20 protein-coding genes and 1 pseudogene are annotated in these 22,483 nt (G+C 70.8%); 10 read left to right on the top strand and 11 right to left on the bottom strand.

Going from position 1 to position 22,483, the window contains the following annotated elements; translation table 11 throughout:
* Positions 1–145: 145 nt before the first annotated feature.
* The 7 genes from AB0B98_RS12860 to AB0B98_RS12890 all read left to right on the top strand — a co-directional run bounded on the left by AB0B98_RS12860 (position 146) and on the right by AB0B98_RS12890 (position 6,657).
* Entirely contained in the window at positions 146–673 is a 528-nt protein-coding gene (locus AB0B98_RS12860) for a hypothetical protein (protein ID WP_357362606.1), read from the top strand.
* Positions 670–1,107: a ferritin-like domain-containing protein gene (locus AB0B98_RS12865; RefSeq protein WP_357284403.1), complete on the top strand. Its 438-nt coding sequence runs from the start codon at positions 670–672 to the stop codon at positions 1,105–1,107. The genes AB0B98_RS12860 and AB0B98_RS12865 overlap by 4 nt, the downstream gene beginning before the upstream one ends.
* Before the next feature lie 52 nt (positions 1,108–1,159).
* Entirely contained in the window at positions 1,160–1,762 is a 603-nt protein-coding gene (locus AB0B98_RS12870) for a PadR family transcriptional regulator (protein ID WP_238671744.1), read from the top strand.
* Positions 1,735–2,493, top strand: coding sequence for an ABC transporter ATP-binding protein (locus tag AB0B98_RS12875; RefSeq protein ID WP_357362608.1), 759 nt, complete (start codon positions 1,735–1,737; stop codon positions 2,491–2,493). The genes AB0B98_RS12870 and AB0B98_RS12875 overlap by 28 nt, the downstream gene beginning before the upstream one ends.
* A complete protein-coding gene (locus AB0B98_RS12880; RefSeq protein ID WP_357362610.1) occupies positions 2,490–5,261 on the top strand; it encodes an FtsX-like permease family protein in 2,772 nt (923 codons plus the stop codon). The genes AB0B98_RS12875 and AB0B98_RS12880 overlap by 4 nt, the downstream gene beginning before the upstream one ends.
* Positions 5,262–5,335: 74 nt before the next feature.
* Positions 5,336–5,836, top strand: coding sequence for a nitroreductase/quinone reductase family protein (locus AB0B98_RS12885; protein ID WP_238671742.1), 501 nt, complete (start codon positions 5,336–5,338; stop codon positions 5,834–5,836).
* Between the two features lie 92 nt (positions 5,837–5,928).
* Entirely contained in the window at positions 5,929–6,657 is a 729-nt protein-coding gene (locus AB0B98_RS12890) for a nucleotidyltransferase domain-containing protein (RefSeq protein WP_357362612.1), read from the top strand.
* 6 nt (positions 6,658–6,663) lie between these two features.
* On the opposite strand, the gene AB0B98_RS12895 is transcribed toward AB0B98_RS12890, so the two are convergent.
* Both AB0B98_RS12895 and map read right to left on the bottom strand, forming a co-directional pair.
* Positions 6,664–7,377, bottom strand: a complete 714-nt coding sequence (locus AB0B98_RS12895; protein WP_357284426.1) for a VIT1/CCC1 transporter family protein — start codon at positions 7,375–7,377, stop codon at positions 6,664–6,666.
* Positions 7,378–7,432: 55 nt separating this feature from the next.
* The gene (map, locus tag AB0B98_RS12900; protein ID WP_357183077.1) at positions 7,433–8,290 is read right to left on the bottom strand and encodes a type I methionyl aminopeptidase; all 858 of its coding nucleotides are present in this window, start codon (positions 8,288–8,290) and stop codon (positions 7,433–7,435) included.
* Positions 8,291–8,385: 95 nt separating this feature from the next.
* Between map and AB0B98_RS12905 the strand changes: the two genes are divergently transcribed.
* On the top strand, positions 8,386–8,700 hold the full coding sequence (locus tag AB0B98_RS12905; RefSeq protein WP_238671738.1) for an STAS domain-containing protein: 315 nt from the start codon (positions 8,386–8,388) through the stop codon (positions 8,698–8,700).
* A gap of 26 nt (positions 8,701–8,726) precedes the next feature.
* Here the strand turns inward: AB0B98_RS12905 and AB0B98_RS12910 are convergent, their stop codons facing one another.
* From AB0B98_RS12910 to AB0B98_RS12945, 8 genes are all read right to left on the bottom strand, one after another.
* On the bottom strand, positions 8,727–12,386 hold the full coding sequence (locus AB0B98_RS12910) for a SpoIIE family protein phosphatase (RefSeq protein WP_357362615.1): 3,660 nt from the start codon (positions 12,384–12,386) through the stop codon (positions 8,727–8,729).
* Positions 12,387–12,579: 193 nt separating this feature from the next.
* Positions 12,580–13,131, bottom strand: coding sequence for a pyridoxamine 5'-phosphate oxidase family protein (locus AB0B98_RS12915; RefSeq protein WP_357362616.1), 552 nt, complete (start codon positions 13,129–13,131; stop codon positions 12,580–12,582).
* A gap of 47 nt (positions 13,132–13,178) precedes the next feature.
* On the bottom strand, positions 13,179–13,877 hold the full coding sequence (locus tag AB0B98_RS12920) for a gamma-glutamyl-gamma-aminobutyrate hydrolase family protein (RefSeq protein WP_357362618.1): 699 nt from the start codon (positions 13,875–13,877) through the stop codon (positions 13,179–13,181).
* Positions 13,878–13,930: 53 nt separating this feature from the next.
* Complete coding sequence (locus tag AB0B98_RS12925; protein ID WP_030489498.1) at positions 13,931–14,698, bottom strand: 3-oxoacyl-ACP reductase; 768 nt, start codon at positions 14,696–14,698, stop codon at positions 13,931–13,933.
* Between the two features lie 5 nt (positions 14,699–14,703).
* Positions 14,704–16,059 carry an aldehyde dehydrogenase family protein gene (locus AB0B98_RS12930; protein WP_357362620.1) on the bottom strand — a complete coding sequence of 452 codons (1,356 nt, stop codon included), beginning with the start codon at positions 16,057–16,059 and terminating at the stop codon, positions 14,704–14,706.
* 123 nt (positions 16,060–16,182) lie between these two features.
* Entirely contained in the window at positions 16,183–17,547 is a 1,365-nt protein-coding gene (locus AB0B98_RS12935) for a glutamine synthetase family protein (protein WP_238671733.1), read from the bottom strand.
* A 126-nt stretch (positions 17,548–17,673) separates the two neighbouring features.
* On the bottom strand, positions 17,674–19,260 hold the full coding sequence (locus AB0B98_RS12940) for an amino acid permease (RefSeq protein ID WP_357362623.1): 1,587 nt from the start codon (positions 19,258–19,260) through the stop codon (positions 17,674–17,676).
* Between the two features lie 378 nt (positions 19,261–19,638).
* The gene (locus AB0B98_RS12945; RefSeq protein WP_357362625.1) at positions 19,639–19,932 is read right to left on the bottom strand and encodes an SsgA family sporulation/cell division regulator; all 294 of its coding nucleotides are present in this window, start codon (positions 19,930–19,932) and stop codon (positions 19,639–19,641) included.
* Positions 19,933–20,263: 331 nt separating this feature from the next.
* Here AB0B98_RS12945 and AB0B98_RS12950 point away from each other — a divergent pair, with 331 nt between their 5' ends.
* Positions 20,264–20,998 (top strand): NmrA family NAD(P)-binding protein, encoded by a 735-nt coding sequence (locus tag AB0B98_RS12950; RefSeq protein WP_357362626.1) that lies wholly within the window; start codon positions 20,264–20,266, stop codon positions 20,996–20,998.
* An 82-nt stretch (positions 20,999–21,080) separates the two neighbouring features.
* Positions 21,081–22,049: an RNA polymerase sigma factor SigJ gene (sigJ, locus tag AB0B98_RS12955; protein WP_357362628.1), complete on the top strand. Its 969-nt coding sequence runs from the start codon at positions 21,081–21,083 to the stop codon at positions 22,047–22,049.
* Positions 22,050–22,064: 15 nt separating this feature from the next.
* On the opposite strand, the pseudogene AB0B98_RS12960 reads toward sigJ, so the two are convergent.
* Positions 22,065–22,363: pseudogene (locus AB0B98_RS12960) on the bottom strand (ISAzo13 family transposase); the annotation flags it as partial.
* Between the last annotated feature and the right edge of the window lie 120 nt (positions 22,364–22,483).

A 22,483-nucleotide genomic window follows, 5' to 3' on the forward strand; every position in this document is an offset into this window, starting at 1 on the left:
TTTCCCTGGTCGACGGGGACCCGTGGTCCCGCCATGCCGGCACGCCACCGGAGTGGACACGCCGGTGGTTGCGCAGAGCGTAACGCGCCTGCCCGGCGGCGGACCGGGCGGCGCACCGACGCCGGTGACCCCCGGACCGGCACGGATGGTGTTGACTTGGCCGGTGGGGATCGGCAGAACGACACAGCGCGACCAAGCATCCGGACATTCCCGGCGAAAGCTCCTGGGGGTCGGGGCGCTGCTGGTGCTCGGCGGCACCGTGACGCCGCTGACCGGCTGTGATCTTTTCGACCGCGACGACCAGCCAGCCCCGCCGCCCGACCCGCTGCGGCCGATGGTGGACGAGTCACTCGCGCTGGCCGCCGCGTACCGGGCGAACGCGACCGCCCATCCCGAGCTCGCCGACCGGCTCAACCCGATCGCCGAGACGCACACCGCGCACGCCGCCGAGCTGGCCCGGGTGATCGGGGTGACAGTGCCGTCGGCGGCCCCCGCCGCCCCGAACGGCGCACCGGCCGCCGATCCGAACGGCGCGCGCGCCGCCCTGCGGGCTCTGGAGAAGACCGCCCAGCAGTCCGCCGCCGCCGCCTGCGCCGCAGCGCCAGCGGAGCGGGCGGCACTGCTCGGGTCGATCGTCGCCGCCCGGGCTACTCATCAGGAGGCACTGAAGTGAGGCAGCCGTCCGCCGGGGAGGCACTCGCCTCCGCCCTGTCCGCCGAGTACGCGGCCATCTACGCCTACGGACGGATCGGTGTCCGGCTCAGCGGAGCGGCACGGGACGCGGCACGCCAGGCGGAGGCCGCGCATCGACGCCGACGCGACGCGCTGGTGGTACAGCTCACCACTGCCGGCGGCGTCGTCCCGCCGGACCGCGCCGGGTACGCCCTGCCGTTCCCGGTCACCGACCGGGCCAGCGCCCTGCGGCTCGCCGTCGAGGTGGAGGAGCGCACGGCCGCGCACTGGCGGGCCGCCCTGGCGTCCACCACCGGCGCCGAACGGGACCAGGCGCTTGCCGCCCTGGTCGAGTACGCGGTGCGGGCCACCCGGTGGCGGAAGACTGCGGGGCTGACCCCGCTGACCGTCCCGTTTCCCGGTCGACCGACCTGAGCCGGTCCACTCCGGTTGCGGTACGCATACCAGGTATGCATACTCCGTTTCCATGTCCATCCGTCACGGGTTGCTCGCCCTGCTCGAACGCGGCCAGATGTACGGCTACCAGCTGCGCGCCGCGTTCGAGGAGTCGACCGGCTCGACCTGGCCACTGAACATCGGGCAGGTCTACACCACGCTGTCCCGGCTGGAACGGGACGGTCTGGTGCGCCCGTTGCCGGAGAGCGAGGCCGGGCAGCGCCCGTACGAGATCACCGACGCCGGCCGGGCGGACCTGGCGCTGTGGTTCGCCACCCCGATCAGCCGTACCGACCGCCCCCGTGACGAGCTGGCGATCAAGCTGGCGCTGGCGCTGACCACCCCCGGGGTCGATGTCCGGTCGGTGGTGCAGGCCCAACGCAGCGCGACGATGCGGGCCCTTCAGGAGTTGACCCGGTTGAAGTACGGCAGCAACCGGCCGGAGGACCTTCCCTGGCGCCTCGTACTGGACTCGATGGTGTTCCAGGCCGAGGCCGAGGTGCGCTGGCTGGACCACTGCGAGACCAGTCTGGTCCGGCATCAACCCAGCGGCCCGGCGCCTCCCGCTTCCCGACCCGATGACCCCGACGCGCGGGACGCGGCTCGATGGGCCGGCGAGGAGGCAAGACGGTGAGCGGATCGGACGACGCGGTGCTGGACCTACGCGCCGTCCACCGCACCCATGGCGTCGGGCCGGCGGCGGTGCACGCGCTGCGCGGCGTCAGCCTGGTCGTCCGGCCCGGCGAGCTGGTCGCCGTGATGGGGCCGTCCGGCTCCGGCAAATCGACACTGCTGGCTCTCGCCGGTGGGTTGGACCGTCCGACCGGCGGCGAGGTCCGGGTCGAGGGGCAGCCGCTGGGGGCGCTGGACCGCCGCGGGCTGGCCCAGCTGCGCCGCCGTCGGATCGGCTACATCTTCCAGCAGCTCAACCTGCTGGGCAGTCTGAGCGCACTGGAGAACGTGGCGCTCCCGTTGGAACTCGATGGGACCAGCGGACGTCGGGCCCGCGCACTGGCCATGGCCGCGCTCACCGAGGTGGGGCTACCCGCGTTGGGCGACCGTTTCCCGGACCAACTCTCCGGCGGGCAGCAGCAGCGGGTGGCCATCGCCCGCGCGCTGGTGGGCGAACGCCGGCTGGTCCTCGCCGACGAGCCCACCGGGGCGCTGGACTCCCAGACCGGTGAGGCGGTGCTGCACCTGCTGCGCCGCCGGATCGACGCGGGCGCCGCCGGAGTGCTTGTCACCCACGAGGCGCGGCACGCAGGCTGGGCCGACCGGGTGGTGTTCCTCCGCGACGGCGTGCTGGTCGACACGACGGCACCGCTGGGCAGTGTCGAGCAACTGCTGTCCGGCAGCGACCGGTGACCGTTCGCCGTCCAACGCGGGCCCTCGGTCGGGCCGACACCGCGACGCCGCGGCCGGTCGCGCCGCCCGCCCCGGTCGGCCGGCGGCGGTTCGCCGAGCTGACCGGCTCCTGGCGGGCGGCGCTGCGGATCGCCCGGCGGGAGTCACGCCGGTCCCGACGGCGTACCGCCCTGGTGCTCGCGATGATCGCCATGCCGGTCGCGGCGCTGGCCTTCCTGGCGGCGAGCTACGACATGGCCGAGCTGACCCCGCAGGAACGCGTCGACCGCCGGCTCGGCGTGGCCGACGCGCAGTTGCAGTGGATCGCCAACACCCCTGTGGACCAGGACGAGTGGGGCGAGGGTTGGTCCACCCGCCAGGGCGAGCTTCCCGCGAAGGTCACAGCGGCCCAGCTGACCGCACTGCTCGGGCCGGGCAGCCGGGTCACCGAGGTGCGTCCACACGTCCCGCTGACCCTGCGCGGCCCGCACCGCGACGAGGTAGTGAACGGTCGGGTGCTGGACCTCACCGATCCGCTGACCCGCGGGCTGGTGCGGTTCCGGGCCGGCCGGGCGCCGCAGCAACCCGGTGAGGTCGCGGTCAGTCCGAGGGCGCTACGTCGCCTGGACCTGCGCCTCGGCCACGCCGTGGCCGCCGCCGACGGCAGCAGGGCGTACACGGTGGTGGGGGTGGTCGAGTTTCCCGACGACCTGGGACCGGTGGTGGCGCTGCACCCGGGGGCCGTGCCATCGACAGGTCCGGAGCCAGACGGAGTCTGGCTGGCGGACGTGCCGGGCACAGTCGACGCGGCGCTGGTGTCCCGGCTCAACGACAGTGGGGTGGTGGTCACCGCGCGGCACCTCGGCTCGGCCACCGGATCGGACCGGACCTGGCTCGGGTCGATCATGGGAGAAAACCCGAACGACCTGAGCACCGGCGTCCTGATCGCCGGCCTCGGGCTGCTGGAGGTCGTCCTGCTGGTCGGGCCGGCCTTCGCCGTCGGAGTCCGTCGCCGTCGACGGGACCTGGCGCTGGTAGCGGTGGCAGGCGGGGACGCCGCCCAGCTTCGCCGGGTCGTGCTGGCCGACGGTGTGGTGCTGGGTGTGCTGGGGGCCGCCGCCGGCCTGCTGGTCGGCGTCGGCGCGGCGTTCGCCGGTCGCCCGCTGATGGAGCAGTACGTCTTCAGCGCCCGTTTCGGCGGCTACCGCTGCTGGCCGAGCGCGCTGGTCCTGCTCGGTGGCGTCGCGGTGCTGGCCGGGGTGCTCGCGGCGCTGGCACCGGCGTGGACCGCCGCCCGGCAGGACGTCAGCGCCGGGCTCGCCGGACGACGCACCCCGGCGAAATCCCCGGGGCGGTGGTTGGCCCTCGGACTGGCGCTGGTGGTCGGCGGGGCGGGGCTGGCGGCGTTCGGGGCCACCCAGACCTCCCCGGCGGTGATCCTCACCGGGCTGATCCTCGGCGAGTTGGGGCTGGTCTGCTGCACACCCACGCTGCTCGGGGCGCTCGCCCGCCTCGGCCGGGTGTTGCCGCTGGCACCACGGATCGCGCTGCGCGATGCCAGCCGCAACCGGGCCGCCGCGGCACCGGCCATCTGCGCGGTGATGGCCGCCGTCGCCAGCAGTGTCGCCCTCGGCGGGTACCTGGCCAGCGACGGCGCCCGGGAAGCTCGCGCCTACCGGCCGGCGCTGCCGACCGGCCACGTACTGGTCTACCCGATCGGAACGACCGGGCAGCCCACGCTGGCCCAGATCACCGACGCGGCCCGGAATCAGCTCGGGGTCGGCGCGGTCGCCCCGGTGCAGACACCGAGCTGCGGGACGGAACGCACCGGCTACTGCGACATCGCGCCAGTGCTCCCGCCGACCCGGGCCTGCCCCTGGCAGCCGGGTGTTCAACTCCCCGAGGCGCACCGCCAGCAGGCCCGCGCGGATCCCCGCTGCCAGATCCGCCAGATCGACTACCTGGGCGGCTACGTGGAGGCCGAAGTCGACGACGGGACGGCGCTCCCCCTGCTCACCGGCGCGGACCCGGCCGCGACCGCCGCCGCCACAGCGGTGCTGCGGGCCGGCGGCGTGGTGGTGACCGACCCGCGCTACCTGCACGACGGCCTGGTGACCGTCCGGGTCCGCGAGAGGGAGGCCGCCCCGGACCGGGAGACCGTCCTTGACCTTCCCGGGTACGCGCTGCCCGGGGCGACCGGCCAGTCCCGCCTGATGCTGTCCACCACCGCGGCCCGACAACTCGGCCTGAGCTGGTCCCCGACCGGCTGGGTGATCGGCACCACGACCCCGCCCGACGAGGAGCAACAGGCACGGTTCGCCGCCGCCCTGCGGCCCTTCGGGACGCTCTCGCTGAGCGTGGAGACCGGCGGCCCGCCACGCGACGTCTCACCGGTGCTCCTGCTGCTCGCGGCGGCGGCCGGGCTGATCACGGTGGGGGCGGCCGGGGTCGCCACCGCGCTCGCCGCCGCCGAGGGACGCGCCGAGCTGACCACCCTCGCGGCCGTCGGCGCGGCCCCAGCGGTACGCCGGCTGCTGGCGATCTGCCAGGCCGGGGTGATCGCCGGTCTCGGTTCGGTGCTCGGCATAGTGGCCGGCCTCGGCACCGCCGCGATCGTGTTGTTCTCGGTGAACCGGCAGTACGCCAGTGACTGGCCGGTATCCGATCCGTACCCGTTTCTGGTGCCGTGGCCGGCGCTCGGGGTCCTGGTGCTGGTGCCTGTGGTGGCGATGCTCGGGGCGGGCCTGTTCACCCGGGCCCGACTGCCGATCGAACGGCGGCTGGACTGACCGATCCGCGGGGCGACCGAAACTGGACCGCGCGGGGGTGCCGCCGGGGCCGGGCAGCCGGCAGACTGACCGGCGTGTCAGTGCTCAGGAATGTCGTCCGTCGAGTCGGTCATCATCGCTGGTTCGGCGCCACAGCGCGCCTGCTGGTTCCGGCCGATCGGATGGTTGGTCGACTCACCCGGGGCCGGGTGGTCGCGCTCGGCCTGCTCCCCTCCCTGCTGATCACCACAACGGGCCGCCGCTCCGGTAAGCCCCGCAGCAATCCGCTGCTCTACGTGCCCGACGGCGACGCGTACGTGGTGATCGGCTCCAACTGGGGGCAGACCCACCACCCCGGCTGGGCGATGAACCTGCTCGCCGATCCGGCCGCCGAGGTGGACGTGAAGGGCCGGCGGGTCGCGGTGCGGGCCGAGCGGGCCTCCGGCGTCGAACGGGACCGGTTGTGGCAGCTACTGGTCACCGCGTGGCCCGCGTACCACACGTACGTGCAGCGGGCCGGTGGTCGGGAGATCCACATTTTCCGGCTGGCCCCGACCGGGCGCGGCGCGCCCGAAGCTCCGCCGTCGGCTGGCTAGGCTGACGCTCGGTAGCCAAGGCGAGGTGGTCCCGTGAGCGCGAGGAGTGAGCCGGGGTTACGAGCCCCGCAGCCGCGAACAGAGCTGGTCCGATGAGTGAGCAGGCCGACGTCGACAGGGGCCTCGACGATCGACGGTGGACGGTCGCGGAGCGGGTCGCTGAGGCGGTCCGACGACGGTTCCCGGCCGATGCGCTGGCGATCGCGGTGCACGGGCCTCTGGCGCACGGGGACGACGACGGCGGCGGGGACCGCGAGGCCGGAATGCTGGTGGTCACCTATCGACCCGGGTCCGGCCCGTCACCGGCGACCCGGCGGGTGGACGGGGTTCTCGTCGATCTGACAGTGGCCTCCGCCGAGGACTACCTGGCCCAGGCCCGGGTGCTCTCCCCGCTCTGGCCGCTGACCGCCGACCGGTACGTCACCACGCAGGCGTTGCACGATCCGACGGGCTGGTTGCGGACGTTGCGCGACGAGCACCTCGGCCGGCTGGCGCGAGCCCGGCCGGCGGAGTTCAGCACCGCGGCCCGCCAGGCGTGGTACCGGGGCAGCGCGGCGCACTCCCGGGCGGCCCGGCTGGCCGAGTGGTACGAGACCGACCAGGCTCTGCTGATGCTCGGTGAGGCCCGGCTGGCGGCGGCCACGGTGACCGGCCTGCTGAGTCGCACCTACTTCCGGGACCCGGGGGATGCGGTGCGGCGCACCGGGTTGGCCGGGGCGGACATGACCGAGGTGGGTGTGGTGCTGGCCCGGCAGGCCGAGGAGTTGGCCGCCCGTGGTCGCGCCGTCGACGGCACGATCGACGAGCTGCTCAGCACCTGAGGCGCGTCACAGCCCGCCCGGTACGCCGATCAGCGAGCCGATCAGGTAGGTGGCGCCGGCCGCCGCCGCGCCCAGCAGCAGTTGGCGCAGCCCACTGGTCCACCAGGGACGGCGGGTGAACCGGGCCACCACGGCACCGGCGACGAACAGCCCGAGCCCGCCGACGGCGAGCGCCAGCCACAGTTCGGTGGCGCCGAGCAGGTACGGCAGCAGCGGGACCAGCGCGCCGAGCGAGAAGAACAGGAACGACGAGATCGCCGCGGCCCACGGGCTGGGCTGGTCGTCGGGGTCGACGCCCAACTCCTCGCGGACGTGCACCCGCAGCGCCTCCTCCGGGTCGCGCCGCACCGCCTCGGCGACCTGGGTGGCGAGGTCCCGGGGCAGGCCCCTGGCCACCCACGCGTCGGCCAACTCCCGGGCCTCCGCCTCGGGGTGCCGTTCCAGTTCCCGGCGTTCCTTGGCCACCTCGGCGGCGACCTGCTCGTTGGCGGAGCGCACGCTCGTGTACTCGCCGAGGCCCATGGAGATCGCACCGGCGACGAGGCCGGCGCTGCCGGTGAGCACGATGCTGCGGGGCGACACCCCGCCGCCGCCGACACCGGCGATCAGGGCGATGTTGGTGACCAGGCCGTCCATCGCGCCGAAGACGGCCGGGCGCAGCCAGCCGCCGGAGACGTCCGCGTGGTGCGCCTCGCGCAGGGCCGCTGGGGTGTCGGTCACGGTGCCTGCCCTTCGTTCGCGACTGCGGAACTCCGCTTCGCTGCGTTCCTCGCGCTCACGGCAGGGTCAGGATCTCGTGGCCGTCGTCGGTCACCACGATGGTGTGTTCGAACTGCGCCGTCCACTTCCGGTCCTTGGTGACCACTGTCCACCCGTCGTCCCACATGTCGTACTGGTAGGTGCCGAGGGTGATCATCGGCTCGATGGTGAACGTCATGCCGGGCTCCATGATGTCCGTGGGGCGCGGGCTGTCGTAGTGCGGCACGTAGAGGCCGCTGTGGAAGGCCTCGCCGATGCCGTGGCCGGTGAAGTCGCGGACCACGCCGTAGCCGAACCGCTTGGCGTACGACTCGATGACGCGGCCCACCACGTTGATCTGGCGTCCCGGGGCAACGGCGCGGATGCCGCGCATCATCGCCTCGTGGGTCCGCTCGACCAGCAGCCGGGCCTCTTCGCTGACCTCGCCGACGCAGAAGGTGGCGTCGGTGTCACCGTGCACCCCACCGATGTAGGCGGTCACGTCGACGTTGATGATGTCGCCGTCGGTCAGGACCGTGGTGTCCGGGATGCCATGGCAGATGACCTCGTTGAGGCTGGTGCAGCAGGACTTCGGGAAGCCCTTGTAGCCCAGTGTCGACGGGTACGCGCCATGGTCGCAGAGAAACTCGTGCACCACCTTGTCGATCTCGTCGGTGGTCACGCCGGGCTTGCAGTGTTCGCCGGCGAGCTGGGTCGCCTGGGCGGCGAGCCGGCTGGCGATCCGCATCTTCTCGATGGTTTCCGGCGTCTGAACATGCGAGCCACGCCACTCCCGCGGACGCGTCTTTCCCACGTACTCGGGTCGGGCGATCTGGGATGGCACCGGTCGCATCGGGGAGAGCGTGCCTGGTGTCAGCGGCGGGCGGACGGTCATGCCGCAAGCCTATCGCCGGAGCCGCTGGTGACCCGCGCCACGGCCGCCCGGTGGAGGTTGTTGCCCTGCCAGGGTGGCTGTGCCATGGTGTCAGCGTGGATCAAGGGGGAGCGCCGCCCGTCTTCTCCGCCAGCGCCGAGATCGACGGTGACCACCTCCACGTCGTGGTGGCCGGCGAGGTCGACATGGCGACAGCGGACACGATGCTCCAGACGGCGCTACGCGAGCCCGCCGGCAAGATCACTCTCGACCTGAGCGCTGTCACCTTCTTCGACTCGGCCGCCATCCACGCCCTGGTCCGGCTCGCCCAGCAGTTTCCGGGGCGGCTCACCGTTCGCCCGTCCCGGCAGGTCCGTCGCGTGTTGGAGATCTCCGGCCTCGGCGAACAGGGCTGGCTCGACCCGGCCTAGACGCCCGGCCGCCGCCGGGCGCGCGGTCAGTCCTGCAACTGCCGGCGCAGCGTCACCTCGGTGCCTTCGGCGGTACGCCGTACCGACAGGTCGCCCAGCGCTCTGATCAGGGCCAGACCGCGGCCCCGGAAGCCGGAGCCGGTCGACTCCCGCCAATGCCCGCTGTCGCGCACGGTGGCGGTCACCGTCCGATCCTCGATGGCCACCTCCACACTGATCATGGCCTCGGCGGGGTGGACCGGGTGCTCGATGGCGTTCGCGGCGGCCTCGGAGACGGCGACGGTCAGGTCGAACAGGTCGGTCTCGCCGACGGAGTGCGCGACCAGGAAGTCCTCCAGCCGCTTTCGGAGCACGCTGAGCCGGGTCGGGTCCGCCGGGAGCCGCAGCGCGAAGCGGTTCAGCTCCGCCGCCTCCAGGGCGAGAACAGCCACGTCGTCGCGGCGCGGCCGGCCGGTGACCCGCTCGACCACCGCGTCGATCAGGTCCACCACGTGCTCACTGGGGGTGGCCGCGTCGATGCGCAGCTGGGCCAGTGCGGCATCGATGCCGAGCTGGCGGTCCTCGACCAGCCCGTCGGTGTAGAGCAGCAGTCGAGTGCCGGCCGGCAACTCGCCCTCGACCGACTCGTACGTCGCGTTGGGGAGGGCGCCGACCGGTGGACCGAGCGCCCGGTCATGCAGGAACGCCACGTCGCCTCCGGTGATCAACAGTGGGGACGGGTGACCGGCGCTCGCGTATCGCAGTCGACCGGTGCCCGGGTTGAACAGCAGACAGACCACAGTCGCGAAGGAGCGGCCCTCGGTGGAGCCGACCAGCCGGTTGAGCCGGGTCAGTGACTCACCCGGATCGAAGCCCTCCAGCACGTACGCCCGCAACGCGTTGCGCAGTTGCCCCATCGCCGCGGCGGCCCGGACGCCCTTACCGACCACGTCGCCGATGACCAGCACCAGCTCGTCGCCGTTGAGCGCGATCGCGTCGTACCAGTCGCCGCCCACCTCGACCTCGGCGCTGCCGGGCAGGTAACGGCTGGCCACCACCGCGCCGGGCAGTTGGGGCAGCGACCTGGGCAGCAGACTGTGCTGCAGGGTGGTGGCGATGCGATGTTCGGCCTCGTAGAGCTGGGCGTTCTCCAGTCGCACCCCGACGAGTCGGGCAAGTTGGGTCAACGCGGCGTCGTCGGCCTGCGCCTCGTCGCCGGCTGCCCGCCAGACCTGCAGCTCACCGAGCTGCTTGCCGGTCGTGCCGGTCAGCTCGGCCACGAAGGACGGATCGGCGGCGGTGGTGCCGCCGCCGTCCGCCTCGAAGCGCGCATCGGCCGCGGTGACCACCACGCGAGCCGCCTCCGCGAGGCTCAACGCGTGCCGGGCGGCGACCTGGAGCACGTCGGCGGTGGACCTGGCGGTGTTCACCGCCACCGCCGCGTCGGCCAATGCCCGGAGCCGGCGGATGATCTGCCCGCGCAACTGGCCCAGCTCGACGTTGGCCCGGACCCGGGCGATCAACTCCTGCGCGGAGAACGGCTTGGTGAGGTAGTCGTCGGCGCCGACGGCGAGACCGGCGACCGCCTCCGCGGAGCCGGCGCGGGCGGAGAGCAACACGATCGGCACATGCCGGGTACGCGGATCGGAGCGCAACGCGCTCACCAGCCCGAACCCGTCCAACCGGGGCATCATCACGTCGGTGAGCACCAGGTCGAACCCACCCTCGCGGGCCAGTGGCAGGGCGTCGAGCCCGTCGTTCGCGGTGACCACGTCCCAGGTCGGGGAGAGCAGGCGACTGACGTGCTCCTGCAGGTCGGCGTTGTCGTCGACGACCAGGATCCGGCCAGCCGAGGTGCCGTTCGTCCGCTGCCGGTCGAGCTCGGGTGCCGACGTGACACCTGCCCAGAGCGCGGTCTCCGCCACGAAGAGCCGAGCCTGCTCGGGCTCACCCACTGGCAGTGGGTCGAACGCCGCCACCCGGTCCGCCGGCAGGTGCGCCGAGCCGAACGGAACGGTCACGGCGAAGGTGCTGCCCACGTCGACGTGGCTGGTCAACCCGACCTCACCGCGGTGCATCTCGACCAGTTCCCGGACCAGCGCGAGGCCGATGCCGGTGCCTTCGTGGGTGCGTGCCCGCACCCCGGGGACCCGGTGGAACCTTTCGAAGACGTGCGGCAGTTCGTCCGGCACGATGCCGATGCCGGTGTCCGTCACCTCCAGGCGGGCCGCGCCCTCGACGGCCCGGATCCGCACCCGGATCTCACCGTCGAAGGTGAACTTGACAGCGTTCGACACCAGGTTGAGGACGATCTTCTCCCACATGTCCCGGTCGACGAAGACCGGCGTCGGCAGCGGCGGACAGTCCACCACCAGGCGCAACCCAGCCCGTTCGGTGGCCGAGCGGAAGGTGCTGGCCAGCCGGGCGGTGTAACCGGCGAGGTCGGTGGGCTGGTAGCGGGCGGTGAGCCGACCGGACTCCAGTCGGGAGAAGTCCAGCACTGTGTTGACGAGCTTGAGCAGGCGCAGCGCGTTGCGGTGCATCATGGTGAGCCGGTCGGTTTCGGCGGCGGGCAGCTCCGGGTCGGCGAGCATGTCCTCCAGTGGGCCGAGCACCAGGGTCAGCGGGGTGCGGAACTCGTGGCTGACGTTGGCGAAGAAGTTGGTCTTCGCCCGGTCCAGCGCGGCCAGCTCGGCGGCGCGGGCCCGTTCCTGCTCGTACGCCCGCTGGGTGCCGACCGCCCGGGAGATCTGGGCGGCGACCAGGCCGAGGAAGTCGCGGTAGTCGTCGTTGAGCGGCAGCTGACGGGCCACGCCGACGACCAGCGCGCCGACGGTCTCGTTGGTCGCCGTGAGCGGCAGCACGAGCGCCTGGTCGGCGGCGTCGACAGGCAACGCGTCGAGCAGAGCGGCCACCTCGATCGTGGCGGGAGCGCCATCGGCGGTCAGCCGGGCCGACAACTGCGCTGCGACATCGACGGCGGGCGGGGTGGTGCCGGTGCAGCCGGCGACTGTGAGCTGGTCGTTGTCGTCGGCCAGACAGATCAGGGCGAACGGCACGTCAGCCCGGTGCCGGCCGAGCACTCCGGCCGCTGTCCGACCCAGTTCCGTGGCGCTGCCGATGTCGCTCAGCTCGGCACCCAGCTCGGACAACGCTCGCAGTCGACGCTCGCCGAGCACCCGCCCGGTGGTCTCGCTGACGATGCAGTAGACACCACTGACCGAGCCGTCGTCCCCCCGGATCGGGTCGTACGAGACGTTGAAGTAGGTCTGCTCGACGAAGCCGTAACGGTCCAGCAGGAAGGGGTGGTCCTCACCGCGATAGGAGCGGCCGGTGCTCCGGACGCTGTCGAGCAGCGGGCCGAGCACCGCCCAGGTCTCCGCCCAGTTCGCGCGGGCCGGTTGGCCGATCACGTCCGGGTGTTTGCCGCCGATGGTCGGCCGGTAGGCGTCGTTGTAGAAGGCCAACTGCTCGTCGCCCCAGAACATGACGATGGGCGCGCTGGAGGCGAGCATCATGCCGACCGCGTTGGAGAGCGCCGGGGGCCACTGACCGGGCTCACCCAGCGGGCCGGAGGACCAGTCGAAGGAAGCCAGCCGCTCGCCCATCTCGCCGCCGGCCGCGAATGCGGCCGCCAGCATCGGCGGGGTCTCACGACCGGACAGGGCGGCATGCCCGATGTCCGCGCCCCCCTGGGCCGAGCTCATGCAGCCTCCCGCTCCGGCCGTACCCCTCGACCGTTGATCTTCACCCGCCGTGCTCCGACTTGTACCCCAGCGGACCAGCAACGTAACGCATCACGAGCGATGGACGCTGGTTACGTACGCCTGGGCCGTCGGGCACCGGACAGTGCGGGTGGACGGCGGCGTCGAACGGCGGTGGCCGGAACGCCCTGACGAGTCAGAAGACCGGCAGTCCGTCGATGCTTGCCGCGTTCCTGGTGGCCCGGTAGACGACCAGATCATCGGCGCTGCGGCGGGAGTGTGAGGTGAGTAACAGATCACGTTCGGCGCGGAAGTCCATCAGTGGCACCGCGTATCCGCAGGAATCACTGACCCGCTCCACCTCGACAGTGATGACCGCCCGGACGGCGTGCACGTCCGGCGGTGCGGGAAACTCGGCGAGCCGATCGGCGAAGGCGTCCTCGGTGACCGCGACGCTGCTGCCCCGACCGTGCAACCGGACGATCTTCGGCGGGCCGTCGAAGGCACAGAACATCAGCGTGATCCGGCCGTTGTCCCGCAGGTGGGCGATGGTCTCCGCCCCACTGCCGTGATAGTCGAGGTAGGCCACCCGGTGCGGGCCGAGGATCACGAACGTGCCCCGCATGCCCTTCGGTGACACGTTGACGTGCCCCTCGACCCCGGACGGGGCGGTCGCCACGAAGAAGAGCGGCTGCGCCGCGATGAAGTCACGCAGTCGATGGTCGATCTCCGGATAGACCTTGCCCATGCGCCGATCCTCCCACCGGTGCCGTGCACGGGCGGGGGCGATCCCGGTCACACCCGCCGGCAGGCGGCCCGCACCAACGCCGTGATCGGGGCGGGATCAGACTCGTTCTCCGGATGCCACTGCACTCCGAGCACGAACGGCAGGGCCGGATCCTCCACCGCCTCGACCACCCCGTCCCCCGCCCAACCGGTCACCGTGAGCCGGCCCGGATCGGCGACCGCCTGGTGGTGGTACGAGTTGACCTGGTCGACCCCGGCCAGCACCGATGCGGCCAGGCTCCCCGGCGCGAACCGCACCGCGTGCGCGCCGTACACCCCTGGTGCCGGGCGGTGCGCCTCGTGACCCACCACGTCGGGCAGGTGCTGGTGCAACGTGCCGCCGTACGCGACAGCGAGCAACTGCATTCCCCGGCACACGCCCAGCACCGGCACCTCGGCGGCGAGCGCGGCGGCCAACAGTGTCAACTCGCCGGTGTCCCGGTCCGGCCGGTCCTCGGTACGGGGGTCGGGCGGTTGGCCGTACCGCCCCGGGCCGACGTCCGCGCCACCGGCCAACAGCAACCCGTCGAGGACTGCCACCACATCCGCGTCCACGTCGTCCGGTGGCAGCACCACCGCCCGGCCACCCGCGGCCGCCACCGCCCGCGCGTACGCCTCCGGCACCAGCACCGCCCGCACACCCCGCCAGACCGCCCAGTCGGCGGGTTCGACGTACGCGCTGATCCCGATCAGTGGGCGTCGGCGCACTGCCGGCACCGTTCGCGACTGCGGGGCGCGCCAACCCGGCCCACTCCGCGCGCTCACAACGGGGTGACGTAGGCGCCTGTGATGCCGCCGTCGACCACGAACTGCGCGGCGGTCATGAACGAGGCGTCGTCGCTGGCCAGGAACGCCACCGCCGCGGCGATCTCCTCCGGTTGCCCGAAGCGTCCCATCGGCACGTGCACCAGCCGACGGGCGGCCCGCTCCGGGTCGGCGGCGAAGAGTTCCAGCAGCAACGGTGTGGCCACCGGGCCGGGACAGAGGGCGTTGACCCGGATGCCCTCACGGGCGAACTGCACACCCAGCTCCCGGGTCATCGCCAGCACCCCGCCCTTGCTCGCGGTGTACGCGATCTGCGACGTGGCCGCACCCATCAACGCCACGAACGAGGCCGTGTTGATGATCGAGCCCTTGCCCTGCCGACGCATGTGCGGAATGGCGTACTTGCAGCACAGGTAGACGCTCGTGGTGTTGACCCGCAGCACCCGTTCCCACGCGTCCAGGCCGGTGTCCAGGATCGAGTCGTCGTCGGGCGGTGAGATGCCGGCGTTGTTGAATGCGATGTCCACCCGGCCGTGCCGGTCGGCCACCCCGTCGAACAGGTCGCGTACCGCCGACTCGTCGGCCACGTCGGTGGCCACGAACTCGCCGCCGCACTCCTCGGCGGCCTTCGTACCGGCCGCCGCGTCGATGTCCACGCAGACCACCCGGGCCCCCTCGGCGGCGAACCGTCTCACGGTGGCCAACCCGATGCCACTGCCTGCTCCGGTGACCACTGCCACCCGGTCCTGCAACCGACCCTGCACTGGCGTCACTCCTCCGTCGCGATGAACACGTTCTTGACGTCCGTGAAGGAGTGGAGCGCGTCCGGGCCCAGCTCGCGGCCGAGCCCGGAGCGCTTCATCCCGCCGAACGGGGTCCAGTAGCGCACCGAGGAGTGCGAGTTGACGCTGAGGTTGCCCGAGTCGACGGCGCGGGCCAGGCGCAGGGCCCGACCCACGTCCCGGGTCCAGATCGAGCCGGAGAGGCCGTACTCGGTGTCGTTGGCGAGCCGGATCGCGTCCGCCTCGTCGTCGAACGGCAGCACCGAGACCACCGGGCCGAAGATCTCCTCCCGCCAGTGCCGGTCGGCCGGCGAGTCGGCCAGCAGCACGGTGGGCGCGTGCCAGAACCCGGGGCCGTCGGGGCAGGAGCCCGTGAAGGCGACAGTCGCCCCGGCGAGGTAACCGGCTGCCCGGTCCCGTTGGGCGGCGGAGATCAGCGGGCCCATCTCGGCGGTGTCGCGGGACGGATCCTCGACGCGCACCGCGCGTACCGCTGGTTCGAGCAGTTCCAGGAACCTGTCGTACACCGAACGCTGGACCAGGATCCGCGACCGTGCGCAGCAGTCCTGGCCGGCGTTGTCGAAGACCGCGCCCGGCGCGGTAGCGGCGGCGCGCTCCAGGTCGGCGTCGGCGAACACGATGTTCGCGCTCTTGCCGCCCAACTCCAGTGTGAGTCGCTTCACCTGGGCGGCGCAGCCGGCCATGATCCGTGTGCCGACCTCGGTGGAGCCGGTGAAGCAGATCTTGCGGACCGCCGGGTGGGTGACGAACCGCTCCCCCACCACCGAGCCCTCGCCCGGGATGACGGTGAAGACACCGTCGGGCAGGCCCGCCTCGCTGGCCAACTCGGCCAGGCGCAGCGCGGTGAGCGGGGTCAGTTCGGCGGGCTTGAGCACCACTGTGTTGCCGGCGGCGAGCGCCGGGGCGAACCCCCAGGCGGCGATCGGCATCGGGAAGTTCCAGGGCACGATCACGCCAACCACACCGAGTGGCTCGTGGAAGGTGACGTCCAAGCCGCCGGGCACCGGGATCTGCCGCCCGGTCAACCGTTCGGGCGCGCCGGCGTAGTAGTCCAGGACGTCGCGGACGTTGCCCGCCTCCCACCGGGCGTTGCCGATGGTGTGCCCGGAGTTGCGCACCTCCAGCACTGCCAACTCGTCCAGATGCGCGTCGACCACTGCGGCGAACCGCCGCAGCAACCGCGCCCGGTCCCCCGCCCCCACCTGACGCCAGGTCTCGAATGCCACGGCAGCGGCTGAGATCGCCGCGTCGACCTCGTCCACAGAGGCCGCCGCGACCTCCCGAAACCCCACCCCGCTAGCGGGATCCACCAGAACCGTCACGCGCCGCACCCCTCCCCGCCCCGGTCGATCATGGAGTTGTGGTGCCCCACCAAAGCCGCCTCACGGGACTTTCCGCCCACCACAAGTCCATGATCGACCCGGTGGGAGGGGGTGGGGCCGTGGTCAGAGGCGTTCGAAGCCACGGGTCAGCTCCCAGTCGGTCACCGCCGCGTCGAAGGCGGCCAGCTCGACTCGCGCCTGGTTGGCGTAGTGGGCCACCACCTCGTCGCCGAACGCCTCGCGGGCTGCCGTGGAACCCTCCCAGAGGGCCAGGGCGTCGCGCAGGGTGCCGGGAACCCGCTCGGCCTCCGGGTCGTCGTACGCGTTGCCGGTGCACTCAGCGCCCAGCTCCAGCTCGCCGTCGAGGCCGTGCAGCGCCCCGGCGACCAGCCCGGCGATCGCCAGGTACGGGTTGACGTCGGCGCCGGGCACCCGGTTCTCCACCCGCATGCCCTGCCCGTGCCCGACCACCCGCAGCGCGCAGGTGCGGTTGTCGACACCCCAGCGCAGCGCGGTCGGGGCGAACGATCCCGGCTGGTAGCGCTTGTAGGAGTTGATGTTCGGGGCGAAGAGCAGGCTGAACTCCCGCATGGTGGCCAGCAGCCCGGCGAGCACCCGCTGCCCGGTCTGCGACAGGTGCGCCGGTCCGTCGCCGAGCATCGCCGACGAGCCGGACTGGTCCCGAAGCGAGAAGTGGATGTGGCAGGAGTTGCCCTCCCGCTCGTTCGGCTTCGCCATGAAGGTGATCGCCATCCCCTCCTGGGCGGCGATCTCCTTGGCGCCGTTCTTGTAGATGACGTGGTGGTCGGCGCAGGCCACCGCCTCGTCGTACCGGAAGGCGATCTCGTGTTGCCCGAGGTTGCACTCACCCTTGGCGCTCTCCGGGGTGAGCCCGGCGTCGGCCATCTCGACGCGGATGCGGCGCAGCAGCGGCTCCACCCGGGCGGTGCCGAGCAGCGAGTAGTCGACGTTGTACTGGTTGGCCGGGGTGAGGTCGCGGTAGCCGCGCTGCCAGGCGTCCTCGTACGAGTCGCGGAACAGCACGAACTCCAACTCGGTGCCGGCGTACGCGGTCAGCCCGCGTTCGGCCAGCCGGTCCAGCTGCCGGCGCAGGATCTGCCGGGGCGAGGCGACCACGTCACCTGAGCCGTCGAGCCAGGTCAGGTCGGCCAGCAGCAGGGCGGATCCGGGCTGCCAGGGCACCCGGCGCAGGGTGGCGAAGTCCGGCACCATCGCGAAGTCGCCGTACCCGCGTTCCCAGCTCGACATCGCGTACCCGTCGACGGTGTTCATGTCGACGTCCACGGCGAGCAGGTAGTTGCAGCCCTCGCTGCCGTTGGCCACCACCTGGTCGAGGAAGAAGGGGGCGTGGAACCGCTTGCCCTGCAACCGGCCCTGCATGTCGACGAGGGCCAGCACCACGGTGTCGATCTCGCCCTCGGCGACGGCGACCCGCAGTTGTTCCAGCGTGAGCGGAGCTTTCCTCATTCGCGGGCCTCCATCACCAAGGTCTACTGGCAAACCGGATCACCGTCAATGCCCCCGGCGGCACGTGCGGCAAACCCGGCCGACGGCCGGCGGGACGGCAGCACCGCCCGTCCCGCCGGGTGCCGATCAGACCGGGCCGTCGGCCGGCGCCGGGTCGTCCGCCACAGCGGGCTCTTCGACGGTACGAACCGGGCCGGTGAACCACTTGTGGGCCGAGGCGTACCACCAGACGGCGACCACCAGGAGCACCCCGCCGACGGCGAGCGGCGCGTAGTTCACCGCCGACCAGGTGAACAGGTCGTTGCCGGGCACCCCGGCGGGCACGATCGGCAGCACGAAGTAGACGGCGATGATCGCGATCTCGATCACCGCGATCCAGCCGAGCAGCTTGTACTTGCGGCCCAGCGTCCACGGCCCGGGGACGAACCGGTCGCCCATCCGCAGCCGGAGTGCGATCGGGATGAGGAACGACAGGTAGAGCCCGAGCACCGCGACGGAGACGACCGCGTAGAAGGCGATCGGGATACCGGCGGAGCTCTCGTAGAGCGCCGGCAGGGTCAGCACCAGGCCGGCCACCGTGGCGCCGATGATCGCGTTGACCGGGGTGCCGTTGCGGTCGACAGTCGACCACAGTCGCCATCCGGGTACGGCACGGTCCCGGCTGAACGCGTACGCCATCCGGCTCATCGAGGTCACGCAGCTCATGCCGCAGAAGAACTGGCCGATCGTCGAGATGATGATGACGATCTTGAAGAAGACCGGGGTCAGCGCGGACTCGAAGATGGCGCCGGAGAAGCCGCCCGCGGCGTTGACCGCCTCGACGTCGGTGGCCGCGAAGAGGAACGCCAGCAGCAGGATCCAGCCGCCGACCGCCGAGTAGAAGATCGACTGCCAGAGCCCGCGGGCCGCAGCCTGTGAGGCGCCCCGGGTCTCCTCGGAGACGTGCGCACAGGCGTCGAAGCCGGTGATCGTGTACTGGGTCAGCAGGAAGCCCAGCGGCAGCACGTAGAACCAGAACGTCAGCCCGCCGATGTCCCCGTCGCCGAAGCCGGAGTTGTTGAACCGCTCGGTGAACACGAACTGGAAGCTCTGGTGGTTGTCGGGCACGAACACCAGGATGGCGACCACCACGGCCGCGCCGGCCACGTGCCACCAGACCGAGACGTTCTGAAGGACGTCGATGATCCGGTGCCCGAAGATGTTGATCAGCCCGTGCAGCACCAGGATGATCACGAAGAGGACGAACGCCTGCCGCAGCGTCCCGGCCCAACCGTCGAAGAGCGCCGACAGGGTGAGGTTGAGGAACGTCGCGCAGCCGTAGTCCACCGAGGCGGTGACCGCCACCAGACCGATCAGGTTCAGCCAGCCGGTGAACCAGCCGTGCACCGGGCGGCCCATGGTGGCCGCCCACCAGTAGATCCCACCAGCGGTCGGGTACGCCGACACCAGCTCCGCCATGCAGAAGCCGATGATCAGGATGAACAGCGAGATCAGCGGCCAGCCCCAGGAGATGGCGACCGGCCCGCCGTTGTTCCACGCCTGACCGAAGGTGGTGAAACAGCCGGCCAGGATCGAGATGATCGAGAAGGAGATGGCGAAGTTGGAGAAGCCACTCCACTTACGGCGCAACTCCTGTTTGTAGCCGAGTTCGGCGAGCCGCCGGGCGTCGTCGTCCAAAGGTTGCTCGGCGGTCGGCACGGGTGTCGTGGCCACTGCACACCTCCCTGAGGTGGTTCCGCGTGCGAGTGGGCAAAGTGTCGACCCGGCCGATCAAGGCGGTCAATACGTAGTCGGTGGGATTCTCTCGGCCGTCGGGCTAATTGCGTTGCCGACCGGCCGCCCCGCCCGGCATCCTGGACCAGTGACCAGGCCCGACAAGGGCCCATCCCGGGCGCTCGGACCGCCCGACCCGGTGGCGCGGGGCACGCCTCTCTCTCACGTACGGCCACTCCGCCGTACCCGAAAAGTGCCCCGCGCCCCTCTTCTCCTCGTGTTGATCAAGAGGTTTGCGTCAGATTTCGGGCCCTGCATGACGCAAAGCTCTTGATCAACGTGGTGGGGCGGGGGTGGGGTGGGGTTGTGGACGAGCCCTCACCCAGGGGCGGCGGTGAGCATGCTGGCCAGCGCTCGGTCCGGGCTTGCGAGGAAATCCGGTGCTTCCGCCTCGCATCCGTAGGGGACCAGCTTGGCGGTGCGCCGGAGGAAGTCGCCGAGAGCCTGTCGCGGGAGCCTGAACTCAGCACTCCCGCCGGGAGAGTAGAGGCCAAGCAGGAGCGTGCGGGACTCCCGAGCGGTGGAGCCGATCTGCGCGTCGCCCATGCCCGCGGGCTCGCTGAGTCCGCCCTTCAGCAGACCCCCTTCCGAGGGTCCAGGTGACGGGGGCAAATTCTTCTCCGAGGTCGAAGGTGATCTCGACGACGAGGGGGGTAAGCGTCGTTCCCACGTCGTGAGAGGCGCGAACGGGAGTCAGGTGATGTCGATCACGCCGAGACCGGGCTCCGCACACCTTCGCTTCGTGTTGGCATACGCCTTACCGCGCGCGCTGTAGCCCTGCCCACGGCCCGCATTCACCGGTGAGGTACGCCCTCAGTTGCCCCCGCCGGTCGCAGCGGGCTGAGGGGCTCTGAGAAAGATCCGCCTCGGAGCCTGACATTGTCCTGACCTGCGTCGTCATATTGGTCAGGGCGGCGACCGCCGGCCCGGAACGGAGTGAAAAATGAAGGTTTTCATCGCTGGTGGGCGCGGCCGTGTCGGCTCCCCCCTTGCTGACAAGCTGGAGGCCAGGGGCGTCGAGGTGGTCTCGGGAGGACTTGATGACGGGATCGACGTGATCTCTGGCGAGGGGCTCGCCGGGGCCCTCGTCGGAGTCGACACCATCGTGAACGTCCTGAACACCCCCCGTTTTGATGCGGAGGGGGCCATTTCGTTCTTCGAGGGAGCGATCAACAATCTGAATGCGGAGGGCAAGCGGGCGGGTGTGCGTCATCACGTCCTGCTCTCCATCGTCGGCGTCGGACAAGGAGACGCGTCTGAGATTGGGTACTACCTCGGCAAGGTAGCGCAGGAGAAGGCCGCACGATCCGGTTCGATCCCCGCAACCATCATCCGAGCCACTCAGTTTCAGAGCTACATTCCCATCCTCATTGACCAGCACACTGTGGACGGAAAGGTTTTCGCTCCCAGGTCGTTCATCCAGCCCGTCGAGCTGGACGAGGTCATTGAGCTGCTCGCCGAGGCTGCCACGACATCGGAGCCGGCGAGCGAGGTCGAGATCGCTGGACCCGACCGCTTCTACCACGATGACCTCTTCCGTGCCACGCTGGCTGATCGCGGAGACGACCGCGAGGTTGTGACCGTGGACGCGGAAGGGGCACCCGATGCCATGGTTCCACGTGGCGCTCACCGGGTAGGCACTGTGCGGTACCCCATTTCAGGAATCCCCCTCGCCTGAAGCCAAGATAAGAGGACGATGGAACGCTCGATTGTCAGCCGATAGTTGAGGCAGGCCGCGCTTAGATCGGAAAGGGTGCCCAATGTCGGAAGATCTTTCTGCCGAATCCGTTGGGCTTGGAGGAGCCGAGCGTGATGAATCGCGGATTCTCGATTCGGTCGCGGCCGAGCGACGCCGTTTGATGTCGCTGGCCTTTCGCATGATGGGCACCCTGGCCGACGCCGAAGATGTTGTGCAGGAGACGTATGTCAGATGGTACCGCCTTGAGGCCGAGGAACGCGAAGCGATTGCCACGCCCGCTGCGTGGTTGATGCGAGTTGCGAGTCGCATCTCACTCGACATGCTGGGCTCCGCGCGGGCACGACGGGAGACGTACGTCGGACAATGGCTACCGGAGCCAGTCCCATCTGACCTCTTTGCGGACACAGCGAAGGAGTCAACGAGCTCCAGTCATATCGCCGCCGATCCGCTCGATCGCGTTTCCCTCGATGAAACGGTCAGTATGGCTTTGTTGACGGTCCTCGAGTCGATGACCCCGGCGGAGCGAGTTACATTCGTGCTGCATGATGTATTCGGCGTGCCGTTTGGCGAGATTGCCAGTGTTGTAGGCCGTTCACCAGGAGCCGTAAGGCAATTGGCGACGTCCGCACGTCGGCACGTTCGAGGAGGACGGCGAGCCCAAGTTTCTCCTCAACAACATGATGAAGTTGTTCGGGCATTCCGCGACGCAACGGTTGGAGGAAATATTGAAGACCTGTTGCGCGTATTGGCCCCGGATGTCGAACTGCGAGTAGATGGCGGCGGATTCGTCAATGCCGCACCTCAGGTTATCCGAGGTTCGGATCATGTGGCGCGGTGGCTCATGGGAGTGATACGTAAGCAACCCGCTCTCCGTTTTGAGCGACGAGACACGGCTGACGGTCTCGGGTACATACTCAGGAATGAGGGGCGTCGATATGGGATGGCCACCTTTGACGTCAGTGCTGACTGTGTCACGAGCGTGTGGCTGATGCTCAATCCGCTGAAACTGACGAACTGGTCACTCGACTAAATGGATTGCAGATCATTAACACGTTGTTCTGATCTTGTTGTCCTCGCCGGTCTGTGCCTGGACCCGGTCCTGGAGGGCGGCGAGGGTCGCGGGTGGGGTTGTCGCCGGTGGGATGGTGATGCCGTGTGCTGCGAGCAGTCGCCGGTTCTTCAGGAGGGTGCGGTGCATAGCGGTGCGGCTGGTGCCGACAGCACGGCGAGGGTTTCCGCGGCCAGGGCGGCCCGCAGGTGGAGCACGGTGGCCAGGACCTGGTCGGCGAAGGCCAGCCGAGGAGGCCGACCGGGCCGGATATCCCCGTGCGGGGCCAGGGTCTCGGGCCGGTGATCGATCTTGTTCCACTTCTATGTGCCTGGTGGTAGGTGACAAGCTCATCGGCATGGCGGGCCGACCGAAGCGGAGGGCTGGCGCCTTCGCTGAGCCTGCAGTCCCGTCTT

This window comes from Micromonospora sp. NPDC048947 (assembly GCF_040649495.1).
In the GTDB taxonomy this organism is placed as follows: domain Bacteria; phylum Actinomycetota; class Actinomycetes; order Mycobacteriales; family Micromonosporaceae; genus Micromonospora; species Micromonospora alfalfae.